The sequence below is a fragment of the Halogeometricum limi genome, from assembly GCF_900115785.1.
GTDB classification, from domain to species: Archaea; Halobacteriota; Halobacteria; order Halobacteriales; family Haloferacaceae; genus Halogeometricum; species Halogeometricum limi.
In genome coordinates this window covers 484,636-496,956 of record NZ_FOYS01000003.1, presented here as the reverse complement: position 1 = coordinate 496,956, position 12,321 = coordinate 484,636, and the positions used below count along the sequence as shown (strand labels likewise).

General features: G+C 67.0%; 15 protein-coding genes and 1 tRNA gene. 8 read left to right on the top strand and 8 right to left on the bottom strand.

Annotation, left to right across the window (positions count from 1 at the left end):
• The first annotated feature begins 44 nt into the window (after positions 1–44).
• Positions 45–851 (top strand): orotidine-5'-phosphate decarboxylase, encoded by an 807-nt coding sequence (gene pyrF / locus BM282_RS11215; protein WP_089880778.1) that lies wholly within the window; start codon positions 45–47, stop codon positions 849–851.
• 184 nt (positions 852–1,035) lie between these two features.
• Here pyrF and BM282_RS11210 read toward each other — a convergent pair whose 3' ends face one another.
• A complete protein-coding gene (locus BM282_RS11210) occupies positions 1,036–1,233 on the bottom strand; it encodes a hypothetical protein (RefSeq protein WP_089880776.1) in 198 nt (65 codons plus the stop codon).
• 81 nt (positions 1,234–1,314) lie between these two features.
• On the opposite strand from BM282_RS11210, the gene BM282_RS11205 reads away from it, so the two are divergent.
• From BM282_RS11205 to BM282_RS11195, 3 genes are all read left to right on the top strand, one after another.
• On the top strand, positions 1,315–1,836 hold the full coding sequence (locus BM282_RS11205; RefSeq protein ID WP_089880774.1) for a J domain-containing protein: 522 nt from the start codon (positions 1,315–1,317) through the stop codon (positions 1,834–1,836).
• 193 nt (positions 1,837–2,029) lie between these two features.
• On the top strand, positions 2,030–3,643 hold the full coding sequence (locus BM282_RS11200; RefSeq protein ID WP_089880772.1) for a GTPBP1 family GTP-binding protein: 1,614 nt from the start codon (positions 2,030–2,032) through the stop codon (positions 3,641–3,643).
• A gap of 48 nt (positions 3,644–3,691) precedes the next feature.
• On the top strand, positions 3,692–4,648 hold the full coding sequence (locus BM282_RS11195; protein WP_089880770.1) for a GIY-YIG nuclease family protein: 957 nt from the start codon (positions 3,692–3,694) through the stop codon (positions 4,646–4,648).
• On the opposite strand, the gene BM282_RS11190 is transcribed toward BM282_RS11195, so the two are convergent.
• The gene (locus BM282_RS11190; protein ID WP_089880768.1) at positions 4,628–5,308 is read right to left on the bottom strand and encodes an HAD family hydrolase; all 681 of its coding nucleotides are present in this window, start codon (positions 5,306–5,308) and stop codon (positions 4,628–4,630) included. The two genes, BM282_RS11195 and BM282_RS11190, sit on opposite strands and share 21 nt — an antisense overlap.
• A gap of 117 nt (positions 5,309–5,425) precedes the next feature.
• Between BM282_RS11190 and BM282_RS11185 the strand changes: the two genes are divergently transcribed.
• A complete protein-coding gene (locus BM282_RS11185; RefSeq protein ID WP_089880766.1) occupies positions 5,426–6,718 on the top strand; it encodes a M48 family metallopeptidase in 1,293 nt (430 codons plus the stop codon).
• A gap of 10 nt (positions 6,719–6,728) precedes the next feature.
• Here BM282_RS11185 and BM282_RS11180 read toward each other — a convergent pair whose 3' ends face one another.
• The 3 genes from BM282_RS11180 to BM282_RS11170 are packed head-to-tail and all read right to left on the bottom strand — an operon-like array spanning position 6,729 to position 8,540.
• Positions 6,729–7,223 (bottom strand): hypothetical protein, encoded by a 495-nt coding sequence (locus BM282_RS11180; RefSeq protein WP_089880764.1) that lies wholly within the window; start codon positions 7,221–7,223, stop codon positions 6,729–6,731.
• Positions 7,220–8,164 (bottom strand): methenyltetrahydromethanopterin cyclohydrolase, encoded by a 945-nt coding sequence (mch, locus tag BM282_RS11175; RefSeq protein WP_089880761.1) that lies wholly within the window; start codon positions 8,162–8,164, stop codon positions 7,220–7,222. The genes BM282_RS11180 and mch overlap by 4 nt, the downstream gene beginning before the upstream one ends.
• A gap of 58 nt (positions 8,165–8,222) precedes the next feature.
• The gene (locus BM282_RS11170; RefSeq protein ID WP_089881166.1) at positions 8,223–8,540 is read right to left on the bottom strand and encodes an MTH1187 family thiamine-binding protein; all 318 of its coding nucleotides are present in this window, start codon (positions 8,538–8,540) and stop codon (positions 8,223–8,225) included.
• Between the two features lie 87 nt (positions 8,541–8,627).
• Between BM282_RS11170 and BM282_RS11165 the strand changes: the two genes are divergently transcribed.
• Together BM282_RS11165 and BM282_RS11160 are read left to right on the top strand one after the other, a co-directional pair.
• Entirely contained in the window at positions 8,628–9,695 is a 1,068-nt protein-coding gene (locus BM282_RS11165) for a YihY/virulence factor BrkB family protein (protein WP_089880760.1), read from the top strand.
• A gap of 78 nt (positions 9,696–9,773) precedes the next feature.
• Positions 9,774–10,079 (top strand): hydrogenase maturation nickel metallochaperone HypA, encoded by a 306-nt coding sequence (locus BM282_RS11160; protein ID WP_245758347.1) that lies wholly within the window; start codon positions 9,774–9,776, stop codon positions 10,077–10,079.
• Here the strand turns inward: BM282_RS11160 and BM282_RS11155 are convergent.
• A complete protein-coding gene (locus tag BM282_RS11155) occupies positions 10,061–11,227 on the bottom strand; it encodes a lycopene cyclase domain-containing protein (protein ID WP_089880757.1) in 1,167 nt (388 codons plus the stop codon). The two genes, BM282_RS11160 and BM282_RS11155, sit on opposite strands and share 19 nt — an antisense overlap.
• Positions 11,228–11,365: 138 nt before the next feature.
• Here BM282_RS11155 and BM282_RS11150 point away from each other — a divergent pair, with 138 nt between their 5' ends.
• Entirely contained in the window at positions 11,366–11,635 is a 270-nt protein-coding gene (locus BM282_RS11150; protein ID WP_175501492.1) for a hypothetical protein, read from the top strand.
• 166 nt (positions 11,636–11,801) lie between these two features.
• Here BM282_RS11150 and BM282_RS11145 read toward each other — a convergent pair.
• Positions 11,802–11,872: transfer RNA gene (locus BM282_RS11145), tRNA-Gly, on the bottom strand.
• An 83-nt stretch (positions 11,873–11,955) separates the two neighbouring features.
• A complete protein-coding gene (locus BM282_RS11140; protein WP_089880756.1) occupies positions 11,956–12,168 on the bottom strand; it encodes a YrhK family protein in 213 nt (70 codons plus the stop codon).
• Positions 12,169–12,321 lie beyond the last annotated feature (153 nt).

Here is a 12,321-nt window from a genome sequence, read left to right as displayed (position 1 = left end):
TGCGAAGGGCAATCTTCTCGGCGGCGCGGTGTGCACGTCAACCGATGACCGGAGCGTTCTTCGACCGCCTCGCCGACCGCATCGACAGCGTCGACAGCGTCGTCTCCGTCGGCCTCGACGCCGACCCGTCTCGCATCCCCGACCACCTCCGGGAGAAAGACCTCCCGCAGTGGGCGTTCAACCGCCGCATCATCGACGCGACGCACGAACACGCCGCCTGCTACAAGCCGAACGCCGCGTTCTACGAGGACGCCGACGGCTGGCGGTCGCTCCGCGAGACAATCGCCTACGCGCACGGCAAGGACGTGCCAGTCCTCTTAGACGCCAAACGCGCCGACATCGGCAACACGACGCGACAGTACGCGAAACTGCTCGACGACGTCGACGCCATCACGGTGAACCCCTACATGGGTCGCGACTCGCTCCAACCGTTCCTCGACCGCCCGGAGAAAGGCGTCTTCGTCCTCTGTCGCACCTCCAACCCCGGCGGCGAGGACCTCCAGGACCTCGAACTCGCCTCCGGCGAGCGAGTGTACGAACGGGTCGCCGCCCTCGCGGACCTGTGGAACGAACACGGCAACGTCGGCCTGGTCGTCGGCGCGACGGCCCCCGACGAACTGGAGTCCATCCGCGAACAGGTGCCCGACCTGCCGTTCTTGGTCCCCGGCATCGGCGCGCAGGGCGGCGACGCCGAGGCGGCGGTGGAGTTCGGCCTCGCGGGCGGCGTCGGCCTCGTGAACTCTTCGCGCGGAATCATCTTCGCCGGCGAGGACCGCGGCGAGGCGTTCGACAAGGCCGCGGGCGAGGCGGCGAAACGACTGAAAAAGCGACTCAACCGCTACCGCGACTGAGGGTCCGAATCGACCCGAAAGTCCGTCTCAGTAGACCAGTCCGACCGACTTGACGTGGTCTCTGAGTTCGCCCTCGTCGGCGAAAGAGTCTCCGCACGCCGAACACTGACAGGTCGTCTCGTCTTCGGTCGGTCGGTCTTCCATACCGTCGGTACGCTCGCGACGAGGGTAGTCGTTGTGTCTGTCAGATTCGATGTATGTCATCGTCGTCCGGCCCGTCGCCCGGATTCGCGATGTCGTCTCGCCCCGCCGTCTCGACACAGCGGACGCAGAGCCCCCGCGTCTGGCGGAAGTGGTCGTCGCACACCGCCGTCCCGCACTGCGGACAGGTGTGTTCGGCTTCGTTCGCTTCGCACACGTGACAGAGTCCCGAGACACTCATAGGCGACGCTACACGGAGCGGGTACCTACGTGTTGGGGCCGACGGCGAGACGCTTACGGTCCTCCGAGTCTAACGTCGGCCGTGGACAGAGATACGCTCGTGCTGGGGCTCGCAGCGGTGTTTGCGGGTATCTCTATGCTACTCGTCGTCCTCGGCTTCGTCTACCAGCTGTTCCTCCTCGTCGTCGCCGTCCCCTTCGTCGTCGCCACCTACCTGATGTGGGACCACGCCAGCGGCCGCCTCGAAGCGCGAATCAGGGAGAGTCGGCGGCGGGGCACTCGCCGCGGCCCGAACGATGCCGGCCGGGGACCGGGGGATTTCCGCGGCTTCGGGCCCGGACGGCGTTCGGCGGCGGAGGCGGAGGCGAACGCGAACGCCGGCGGGCGTCGACGGCGTCGCTCTCGGCGAAGCCAACCGACGGCAGCGAGTCGGTTGTCCTCGCGGGAGGCGTACCGGACGCTGGGGCTCGACCCCTCGGCGACGAGCGACGAGGTGAAAGCCGCGTACCGCTCGAAAGTCAAAGACGTCCACCCCGACACCGAATCCGGGAGCGAAGAGGCGTTCAAGCGGGTCAACCGCGCGTACGAACGGCTGTCGAACTGAACGGCCGAACTGAGCGTTTCGACCGTCGACCTGAACGCGCCGTTTCGTCTCCGGGCCAGTTCGTTTTCGTGAGAGTCACTCACTCCCTCGGGTGAGTTCTATCGGTAGGGCGCTATAGAGAGGGTATCTCTCTTGTGGTATGGACACCCACATCACGGAAAGCGTTTTAGCTACCCCTTCCCTATCCGCGGCCATGAGCGCTGACCGGGCCGCCCTGAACGAGGCCCTCGAGCGCGGCGAAGAGGAAGGCGGCAACATCGAATTCAAAGAGCGACTCTCCCGCTCGGTCCACCTCTCGGACGGTCGGTTAGAGAGTCTGGCCGCCCAACTCCGACACCGAGTCCTGTCCGGCGACGGTACCGCGACGTACGTCGTGGGCGTCACCGACGACGGTGGAATCGCGGGCATCTCCGCGGACGCCTTCTCCGAATCGATGGACGTGCTCTCGCTTCTCGCCGAGGAGGCAGGCGCACACATCGACGACGTGGAGACGTGGGGCGTCGGCGACGCCGCCTCGCGCGGACTCGTCGGCGTCGCCACCGTCAAGGAGGGGAGCGTCCTGGACGTCGACAACGACCACATCGTCGTCGGCACGGCGGGCCACGTCGACCACGGGAAGTCCACGCTCGTTGGCTCTCTCGTCACCGGACAGGCGGACGACGGGCAGGGGAGCACCCGGGGTTTCCTCGACGTGCAACCCCACGAAGTCGAACGCGGCCTCTCGGCGGACCTCTCGTACGCCGTCTACGGCTTCGGCGACGACGGCCCCGTTCACCTCCAGAACCCGCATCGGAAGTCGGACCGAGCGCGGGTCGTGCAGGAGTCGGACCGCCTCGTCTCCTTCGTCGACACCGTGGGACACGAACCGTGGCTCCGGACGACGATTCGCGGCCTCGTCGGCCAGCGACTGGACTACGGCCTCCTCGTCGTCGCCGCCGACGACGGGCCGACGAAGACGACGCGCGAACACCTCGGCATCCTCCTCGCGATGGAACTGCCCACGGTGGTCGCACTCACCAAAGTCGACGCCGTCGCCGACGAACGCGTCGAAGCGGTCGAGAGGGAGGTCGAACGCCTCCTGCGCGACGTGGGTCGGACACCTCTGCGAGTCGAACGCCACGGCGTGGAGGCGGCCGTCGAGGAGATTAGCCCGTCCGTCGTCCCCGTCGTCCAGACCAGTGCGGTGACGATGCGGGGACTCGACGAGTTGGACGCCTTCTTCGAGCAACTGCCGAAGACCACCTCCGAGGAAAGAGCGGACTTCCGGATGTACATCGACCGGACGTACAGCGTCACGGGCGTCGGCGCCGTCGCCTCCGGCACCGTCAACTCCGGGAGCGTCGAGGCGGGCGACCGACTCCTCGTCGGACCGATGGCGGACGGGTCCTTCCGAGAGGTCGAGGTGCGCTCCATCGAGATGCACTACCACCGCGTCGACCAGGCGAAGTCCGGCCGCATCGTCGGCATCGCCCTCAAGGGCGTCAAGGAGTCCGAGATAGAGCGCGGGATGGTGCTGCTCCCGGCGGACGCCGACCCGCGACCCGTGCGGTCGTTCGAGGCGGAGGTGATGGTGCTCAACCACCCGACGCGCATCGGCGACGGCTACGAACCGGTCGTCCACCTGGAGACGGCGAGCGAAGCCGTCGTCTTCCATCCGGAGGGCGGTCAACTCCTCCCCGGTGACACCGGGCGGGCGACGGTGGAGTTCAAGTTCCGCCCGTACCTCGTCGAGGAGGGCCAACGATTCGTCTTCCGAGAGGGAAGTTCGAAGGGCGTCGGCACCGTCACCGCGGTTCATCACGACTGACCGTCTCTCCTCCTGAACGTTTTTGTCGGTGCCGCCGAGAGGCGACGCATGGAACTGAGTGGGTACGCGTTCGACCGGGTGTGCGACGTCGAACCCGACCGAACGGACAGGGGAGTGCTCGACGTCTCGGTCCCGCAACCGGAGTACGCGAGACGGGACGAAAAGGCCGTCCACGACCACGGATGGGGGCCGTTCTGCACGTTCGACGTGCCCGACGACGGGACGCGTCGTCCGGGTGTTTACGCCGTCGTCGTCGCGGACGAAGTGACGTACGTCGGCGAGACGGCGGACCTCTACGAACGGTTCGCGAACGGCTACGGCCGCATCTCGCCGGCGAACTGTTTCGAGGGCGGACAGGGGACGAACTGCCGGCTGAACACCGAGATATTCCACGCCGCTCGGGCGGGCGACCGAGTGACCGTCTTCCTCCACGCCACCGACGACTTCGACGGGACCGACGAGGAGAACCGCACGCTCAGACGCCTCATCAAGGGCGACGTGCTCGAAGCCCGCAGTCCGGCGTGGAACCTGACCGGCGCGGACGACGAGAGGGAAGGCGACGGGGGCGGTGCGGACGCGGGCGACGGCGGCGGCGACGAGACGGACGGCGACAACGAGACGGACCGCGGCGGCGAAACAGACGGCGGACCCGACTCGCCGACAACCGAACCGGACCGCGGCGTCGACGCCCGAGGCGACACCGACCGACTCACAGACGAGTTCGCGGGCCTGTACGACTACCTCGTGAACCACGACCGCGACCGGGTCGAGCGCACGTTCGCCGAGTTGGAAGTCGTCGTCGACGACGCCCTCCCGACGCAAGCCCGCCGGTGGCGACGCTGGTGGACGAACGACGCGGCGACTCACCCCCACGCTCGGGCGTGGTTGGCGGCGGGATACGAGGTGACCGACGTGTCGTTACAGGAGGGCCGAATCGCGTTCGAGCGCTCGGAATCGACGGCGCGCGACGCGACGCCGCGGGCCTCACCACGGCGGCGGGAGTAGGTCCGCGAGCGAGTCGATGCGGTAGTCCGGTGCGGGAGCCGAGGGGTCGGTGCCCGCGGACGACGCCGACATCCACACGGTCGAGAGGCCGGCGGCGTTCCCGCCCCGCACGTCCGAGTCGAGCGAGTTGCCGACGTGGACGGCGTCCGCCGGAGCGACCCCGAGTCTGTCGAGAGCGAGCAGGAACGGTTCGGGGTCGGGTTTCGCGGCTGTCTCGTGGCCCGCGTACACCACCGTCTCGACGTACTCGTCGACGCCGCTGGCGTCGAGTTTCTGCGCCTGCGCGTCTCGCGGCCCGTTGGTGACGACGCAGAGACGGTAGCGGTCGGCGAACGCCCGGAGGACGCGCCGCGCGCCGGGGAGGAGTTCCACGTTCCGGTGGTCGCGCGCGGCCGCGAACGCGTCGGCGACCCGTCTCCCCGTGTCGGCGTCGTACCCCCGCGACTCGCAGAGGGCGGCGAAGCACTCGCGGCGGAGTTCGGCCATCGTCTCCGTCTCCGCGGCGAACTCGTCGAACCGGTCGTAGTACGCCTCGACGGGAAACAGCGGGTCGGTGTCGCACGCCTCGAACGCTTCCTCAAGGAGCGCACCGGGCGACCGGCGGTATCGGAGGAGGGTGTCGTCGGCGTCGAACAGGACGGCGTCGAACGACTGCGGCATCACACGGCGTGCGTCGTCGCCGGGCCACACTACTGTTTCGCTCCCGGTGTCGCGGGCGTTGCATTGCGGCGCGGCACGACGCGTCGTTTATCCCGTATCGACCCCCTACGTCGTGATATGGTGTCGCAAGCGGCGCTCACGTTGGTCGTCCTCCTCGTCGGGACGGAACTGCTCTACACCGGACTGGACGTGTTGAACCTCAGACACGGCGCGCGCGCCGTCCGCGAGTCCGAGTCGTGGGTCAGAGACTCCCTCGGCGTGGACGACCCCGACGCGATGCTGGCGTACCAGCGCGCGAAGACGACGCTCTCTCGCGCACAGTCGTGGCTGGGCGTCGCCCTCGTCCTCGCCGTCGTCGTCTCCGGTCTGTTCGGTGATTGGGTGGCGACGCTGGCAGAGACGGGCCTTCCCACCGTCGCGCAGGGCGTCTCGCTCCTCGTCGCCGCCGTCGTCGCGTCCAGAGTTCTGAGCGTGCCGTTCGACCTCTACGAGACGTTCGTCGTCGAGGAGCGCTTCGGCTTCAACAACCAGACGCCCGCGCTCTGGATTCGCGATTTCCTCGTCGGAACCGTCCTCGGCGTCGTCTTCGCGGGCGGCCTCGGCGGCGTCGTCCTCCTCGTCATCGACCGCCTCCCGACGCTGTGGCCCGTCGCCGGATGGGCCGTCGTCGTCGGCTTCTCGCTCCTGATGATGGTCGTCTACCCGCGCGTTATCGCCCCCCTGTTCAACGACTTCGAACCCATCGAGTCCGGGCCGCTTCGCGATTCGGTGGACGACGTCTTCGACCGGGCCGGATTCGAGTGCGAGCAGGTGTACGAGATGGACGCGAGCAAGCGGTCCTCGCACTCGAACGCCTACTTCGTCGGGTTCGGGCGGACGAAACGCGTCGTCCTGTTCGACACGCTCGTCGACCAGATGGACCGCGAGTCCGTCCAAGCGGTGCTGGCGCACGAACTCGCCCACTGGAAGCGCGGCCACATCTGGAAGCAACTCGGCGCGTCGGCGGTGCAGATGGGTCTGGTCTTCGCCTTCCTCTGGTGGGTCACCACCTCCCAGTGGGTGTACGCGGCGTTCGACCTGCCCGAGGTGACGTACGCCGCCCTCGGCGTCGGCCTCCTCTACACGGGCCCGTTGTTCTCGCTCGTCTCGCCGCTGACGAACAAGCTCTCGTTGGCGCACGAACGCGAGGCGGACGACTTCGCCGCGCGGACGATGGGCGAGACGCAGTCGATGGCGCGGGCGTTGACGACGCTGGCCGGAGAGAACCTGAGCAATCCGTTCCCGCACCCGTGGTACGCGGCGTTCCACTACTCGCACCCGCCGATTCCCGAGCGGATTCGGCGGTTGCGGGAGCGAGGCGGCGAGGGAGAGTCCGACGACGGGCCGACCGGTCCGGCGAGTAGCGTCTGAAACACCCGTCTCAGGCGTGTTCGGCGGCGACGTATCCGCCTTCGCGCCGTTCCGCGAGTCCGAGGAGGACGCTCCACGCCAGCATCCGCTCGACCCGTTCGGTCCAGACGTCCTGCCAACTTTCGGCGGCGCGGTGGTGTTCCCAGACAGGGACGCGCTCTTCGAAGCCTTCGAACACCTCCGAGACGGACTTCGGCTCCGAGTCGAGGAGCGCAAGCACGTCCGAGGCCCCGTAGATTCGGCGGACGAACGCGTCGCGGAGGTGGTCCGGCGTCGGGTCGGTATCCTGGCGGACGAAACTGCCGTCGTCCGTCTCGTCGGCTAACTCGACGGCGCGGAGGAACGTGAGCCACGTCCGGGCCACGTCCCTGCTCGGGAAGTCGAGACGGCGCATCAGTCGGGCACAGCAGTCGTCCTCCGAACCCGGAACCAGCGGGACCGCACGCTGGGCGTCGGCGACGAACGCCAGCGTCTCGGGGGCCTCGGGGACGAGTTTGAACTTCACGACTGGATATCGAACGACTCCGCGAGGAGTTCCTCGTCGGTCTCACCGTAGACGTACGTCGGGCCGTCCACCACGTCGATGGTCACCTTCGCGGGCGCGAACACCGTCTCGGGGATGTCGTAGAAGTCCCAGCCCGACTCCTCGAATATCTGCTCGAACGGCGTGCCGTACTCGTCGGCGGCCGTGGAGGGAACTTCGGAGAACAGGTCGGAGTCCTCGGCGACGGTGAGGTGGACGGTGCCGCCGTAAGCGAGGGCGTCGTTCGTTCGGCCCATCGCGACGCCCTCGTCGTAACTGACGGGAGCGACGGGGGCGGAACCGAACGCCGAGAGGACGTTCAGCGGGTCGTAGCCGAGTTCGAAGAGGCGGAACATCGCGAGTTCGGGCGCGCGCGCGGCCATCGTGACGCTCCCGACGGGCGACCCGGTGGCGTACGTCGGGAGGAAGACGCCGCTGGGTTCGACGCCCGCCATCTCCGCGACGTGTTCGGCGACGGCGTCGGTGGGGAGTTCGATGCTCTCGACGCCGAGGACGGTCAGGTCGAACTCGTCGAAGTACTCCACCTCGTGGAACTCGTCCTCCTCGGCGACGAGGGCGCGGGCCGGGCCGGAGCCGAGTCCCTCGAACGCCGGGTCGTCGAAGGCGAGTTCCCACCCGGCCTTCTGCGAGCAGAGAAGCGCGAGCGCGGGGTGGTCCGTCTGGAGTTCGACGTGCGGCATCGGCGCGCCGGCGACTTCGTCCATCCGCGTCTGGACGGTGGCCAGACCGGCGGTCTGAATCTCCGCGAGGAGGAGTCCCGCCTCGATTCCGCCCTCCGCTTCGACGCCGAAGTCGACGACCGTCGCGCCCGAGTCGAGTTCGTACGGGACCACGCGAAGTTCGTCGGCGAAGTCGAGTGCCTCGTCGACGAGTTCGATGGCCATCCGATTGATAGAGTCCATACCCGCGGATTGGTCGTCACTTCCTAAAGACGTTGGTAGTCCGGGAGCGACCGTGTGACTACTCCTCGCGTTCTCTCCTCGCTTCCCGCCCCAGATGCTCCTCCACGGCGTCGACTTTGTCCCGCGCGCGCTGGTCGCTCGCGCGCTTGTCGTCTATCTTCAGGAACGTGCTCACCCGGTCGCCGTCGACCGCTTTGTGGGCGGCGGCGACGGCGTCCAGCAGTTCGTCGATATCGTCGGCCTCTATCACGGTTCCCATCGGGTTCGTCTCGTAGGAGACGTCGAAGTCGTCCAACGCGGCGACGGCCTTGGCCACCTCACCGGACATGCTGCCCTCGACGACGGGCGCGACGCTCAACATCGCGATGACTGTCATGGTCACTCGAACCAACGCACGCACGGAGGAAAACGGTACGTGTCAGTCGCCCTCCGGGTTTTTCTCTCTCGCTGTCGTCTCTGCGGCATGAACGTCCCGTCGGTCGCTTCGACGCCCCGCGTCGAACGCGGCGTCTCGCTCCTCCGCGCACTCGTCCACGAAGTCCGAACGGAGAAGCTCACCTTCATGGCCGGGAGCATCGCCTACCACGCGTTCGTCTCGTTGCTCCCGCTGTTCTTGCTCCTCCTCGCCGTCGCCGCCGCCGTCGGCAACCAGACGTTAGACGACAGCGTCCGGACGCTGGCGGGCGTCGTCCTCACCGAGGGGACGCGCGACCAGTTCTTCGAGGAGGCGACGCGCGCGAGTCAGTCCACGGGCGTGTCGCTGTTCGGCGGGGCCGTCCTCCTCTGGGGGACGCTGCGCATCTTCCGCGGCCTCGACACGGCGTTCTCCGACATCTACGAGTCCGAGGCGTCCAACACGTTCGGCGACCAACTCGGCGACAGCCTCCTCGTCCTCGGGACGTTCGCCGTCGTCCTCGTGTTCGGGTCGTTCGTCGACGACGTCGTCGGCGTCGTCGCCACCGGTCCCGCCGCGTGGGTCGTCGGCCGCCTGTTCTTGATTCTCGGCCTCGCCCTCGCGTTCTACCCGATGTACTACGTCTTCCCCGACACCGACGTGGGCGTTCTCGAAGTCGTCCCGGGGACGCTCACCGCCGCCGTCGGTCTCACGCTGTTCGAGTCGCTGTTTCAGGTGTACACCTCGACGTCCGGTAGTTCGCCGGACAGTAGCGCCGTCGCCGGTATCCTCGTCCTCCTGACGTGGCTCTACTTCAGCGGCCTCGTCATCCTCCTCGGCGCCGCCGTCAACGCCGTCCTCTCGAATCGCAGTCGCGACGTGAACGTCGAACCCCTCGTCGGCGGGATTCCACTGGACGAGAAGACCCACGGCACCGCTTCCAGACGCGAACTCGTCGCCGCCGTCGAGAGCCTCGAACGGAACCTCAGAGACGCAGACGAAGTCGTCGTCGTCGTCGACGGCGAGGAGGTGTCGGTTCCGGTTCCCGACCGAGTCGTCTCCGACACCGAGACGCTCCGATTCCTCCCGGGCGGCGCCGTGAGCATCGAACTCCGCTGGTCGCCCGCAGAGGAGTGAGACCGAGGTATGAGAGTGGGAAGCGGCGACGGCGGGCGTCGCTGTCGAAGTTAAGTCAAATGCGAGCGTATCTCTCGCATGGCCGCCGAAATCACGCAGCAATCGACGAAGACCGCTCGGACGGAAACACCGGTACGTCCCGCCGAACCGGACGCTCAGTTGACTCCTCGACCGCCGGAGACCAGCGCGGAGACCACCTCGCGGGCCGTCCTCCCGGGCGTCACGCTCCCGAACAAGCGAATCGCGAACCAGTACTTCGGCGAGTCGTACCTCGTCTGGCGCTGTGCGGACTGCGGTGAGACGGGGTCGTTAGCGCAGTTCCCCGTCTACTGCCCCGACTGCAACGCCGACCGGGAGGCGCTGTTCTACTGGCTGGAGGACTGAGACCGCAACGTCTCGTGAACGCCGAGGACGAACGCGGGGACGACGAACATGAACAGGTGTTCTTCGACGGGGATGCCGAACAGTTCGACGCCGGTTCGGAGCGGGATGGCGAAGACGCCGACTTCGAGCGTGTACCAGTCCCACAGATAGGCGACGGGGTAGACGACGGCGATGGTCGTCGCGGCGCGTCCGAGTGCGTCCGCGCGGACGAGGAGTGCGAGGGCGACGGCCCCGAACACCACCTCCGTCGCGAGGTAGGTGAACGGTCCGAGGACGCCGATGTCGGGTAGCGGGACGGACGCGAGGGGGCGGAACCAGACAGCGACGAGAAGTCCCGCGAGAAAGAGGTACGTCCCCCGCACGAGCAACATCGTCGCCAGCGTCGGCGGTGCCCGTCGAGCGACGACGGCGACGGTACCGAAGGCGACGGCGGCAGCGACGGCGAACGGCGGGAAGAAGCCGTCGACGGTCCCGAAGAGGACGGCGACCATGCCGACGCCGAGGAGCGCGTGCGCGAAGCGATGGGCGCGTCGTCGCCCGAGGACGACGGCGACGGTTCGTTTGTCGATGCCGGCGTCGTAGTCGTAGTCTTTCGCGTCGTCTATCACCTTCACGCCGGTGAGGAGGACGAAGAAGACGGCGGCGTACGCCAGCGGTTCCGCTGCGAGCGCGTTCGCCTGGACGTAGTACCCACCGACGATGGCGAGGGCGATACCGAGGGGGTAGCCGACGGTGACCGTGACCGGGTTCGTGTCCAGTTGCGGGGCGTGAAAGTAGCCGACGAACCACGTCGGCAGAGTGATGAGGGCGGCACCGACGCCGACGGTAGTCCAGAGGATACCCACGCAGACGAGAAAGCCCAGGGTCGCTCCGACGAGTCCGACCCGACAGCCTCGTCTGGTCATCGGGTGGTCGTCGTCCTCCCCGCGGAGGTAGAAGTCGACGTAGCCGTCTTTCACGTGCGCGGTGTAGACGGCGGAGAACATGGCCGCCGCGTGGACGAACGCGACGTCGAGCGAGGGCGCACCGGCCACGACGGCACCGAACAGCGACGACGCGAGCGGCGGCAACATGAACACCGGATGGACCTGCGATGCGAACGCCTTCGCGGCGTGTGCGGCACCGGACCCGCGGCGAGAGAGCGCCATAGGTACGGCTGGAACAGGATACAGTTAAATAGAATTACGGCTCTGGAGACGGTGTTCGCCGCGAGAACTGTCCCTCTTCCAACGTGATTCCGGACGAGACCTCGAACGACTTTTCGGAGGAAGCGACGAACGCGAGGTATGTACCTCTCACACCCCGTCCGACGGATGCGCGACGACCCGTTCGAAGACGAGACGGCGACGCTGGTGGTCGAACTCGCCGACGCCGACCGGTCGGACCTCGAGGCGGCCCTCGACGACGTGGACGGTGCGGTCGAACGCGAACTCCAACTGGGGTCGGTCCTCGTCTCGATGCCCGAGACGAGCGTCGACGCCTTCTGCGAGACGGGCGGGTTGAAGCGAGTGGAGACGGCGGATACGCTGGGACTGGGTATCGACAGCGGCGAGTAGGGAGACGCTCGTCTCTCCGCGTTCCGAGGTGCGGGTCGTGAGTGGAACGAAAGACACGACGAGGAGTCTCCGACTCCTCGGGATTTGAACCTCACTCGCTCACTCCGTTCGCTCCCTGCTTCAACTCCCAGTCGCGATTTTCGTCTCACTTCGTTCGACAGAAAAATGCGCTGGCTGGGATTTGAACCCAGGTTGTGACCATGGCAAGGTCACGTGATACCACTACACTACCAGCGCGTTCGTCTACATTCAAGCCGAGGCGACGCCGGTACAAATAACACACGACTTGGCCGCCTCGCGTGCGCGCGAAGAACCAAAGGTTAGTCTCGCGCGTATCTGACCAACCCCTGCCCGACTGCACCGACGAGCATGAGGAACGACCCCACGATGAACAGCCAGATACCCAGCCGTTTCAGCGACTCGTACAAGAACATGATACTGCCCACGAAGAAGAGGAAGTTCCCGATAATGCCGAGACTGGTGTGTATCCACTCGTAGTCGTCGAAGAACACGCGTAAGGCGTCTTTGAACACGTCAGTACCCTCCGTCGAGTCGTGTCTTGCGGGAGCGTAAACTACGTTGTGGCGGCGACGAGTGACACGGGTTCAGAGCACAGGAACGAGGTTTCGGCGGCGCGCGCCGAGAGAGTACACCGAACTTCGGAGGTACCGAGCGACACGCAAAGC

What these genes read in the sequence shown, in the direction of transcription:
- pyrF (WP_089880778.1), top strand. Translation starts at nt 45, where the DNA reads ATGACCGGAGCGTTCTTCGACCGCCTCGCCGACCGCATCGACAGCGTC.
- BM282_RS11210 (WP_089880776.1), bottom strand. Translation starts at nt 1,233, where the DNA reads ATGAGTGTCTCGGGACTCTGTCACGTGTGCGAAGCGAACGAAGCCGAA.
- BM282_RS11200 (WP_089880772.1), top strand. Translation starts at nt 2,030, where the DNA reads ATGAGCGCTGACCGGGCCGCCCTGAACGAGGCCCTCGAGCGCGGCGAA.
- BM282_RS11195 (WP_089880770.1), top strand. Translation starts at nt 3,692, where the DNA reads ATGGAACTGAGTGGGTACGCGTTCGACCGGGTGTGCGACGTCGAACCC.
- BM282_RS11190 (WP_089880768.1), bottom strand. Translation starts at nt 5,308, where the DNA reads ATGCCGCAGTCGTTCGACGCCGTCCTGTTCGACGCCGACGACACCCTC.
- BM282_RS11185 (WP_089880766.1), top strand. Translation starts at nt 5,426, where the DNA reads ATGGTGTCGCAAGCGGCGCTCACGTTGGTCGTCCTCCTCGTCGGGACG.
- mch (WP_089880761.1), bottom strand. Translation starts at nt 8,164, where the DNA reads ATGGACTCTATCAATCGGATGGCCATCGAACTCGTCGACGAGGCACTC.
- BM282_RS11170 (WP_089881166.1), bottom strand. Translation starts at nt 8,540, where the DNA reads ATGACAGTCATCGCGATGTTGAGCGTCGCGCCCGTCGTCGAGGGCAGC.
- BM282_RS11165 (WP_089880760.1), top strand. Translation starts at nt 8,628, where the DNA reads ATGAACGTCCCGTCGGTCGCTTCGACGCCCCGCGTCGAACGCGGCGTC.
- BM282_RS11160 (WP_245758347.1), top strand. Translation starts at nt 9,774, where the DNA reads ATGGCCGCCGAAATCACGCAGCAATCGACGAAGACCGCTCGGACGGAA.
- BM282_RS11155 (WP_089880757.1), bottom strand. Translation starts at nt 11,227, where the DNA reads ATGGCGCTCTCTCGCCGCGGGTCCGGTGCCGCACACGCCGCGAAGGCG.
- BM282_RS11150 (WP_175501492.1), top strand. Translation starts at nt 11,366, where the DNA reads ATGTACCTCTCACACCCCGTCCGACGGATGCGCGACGACCCGTTCGAA.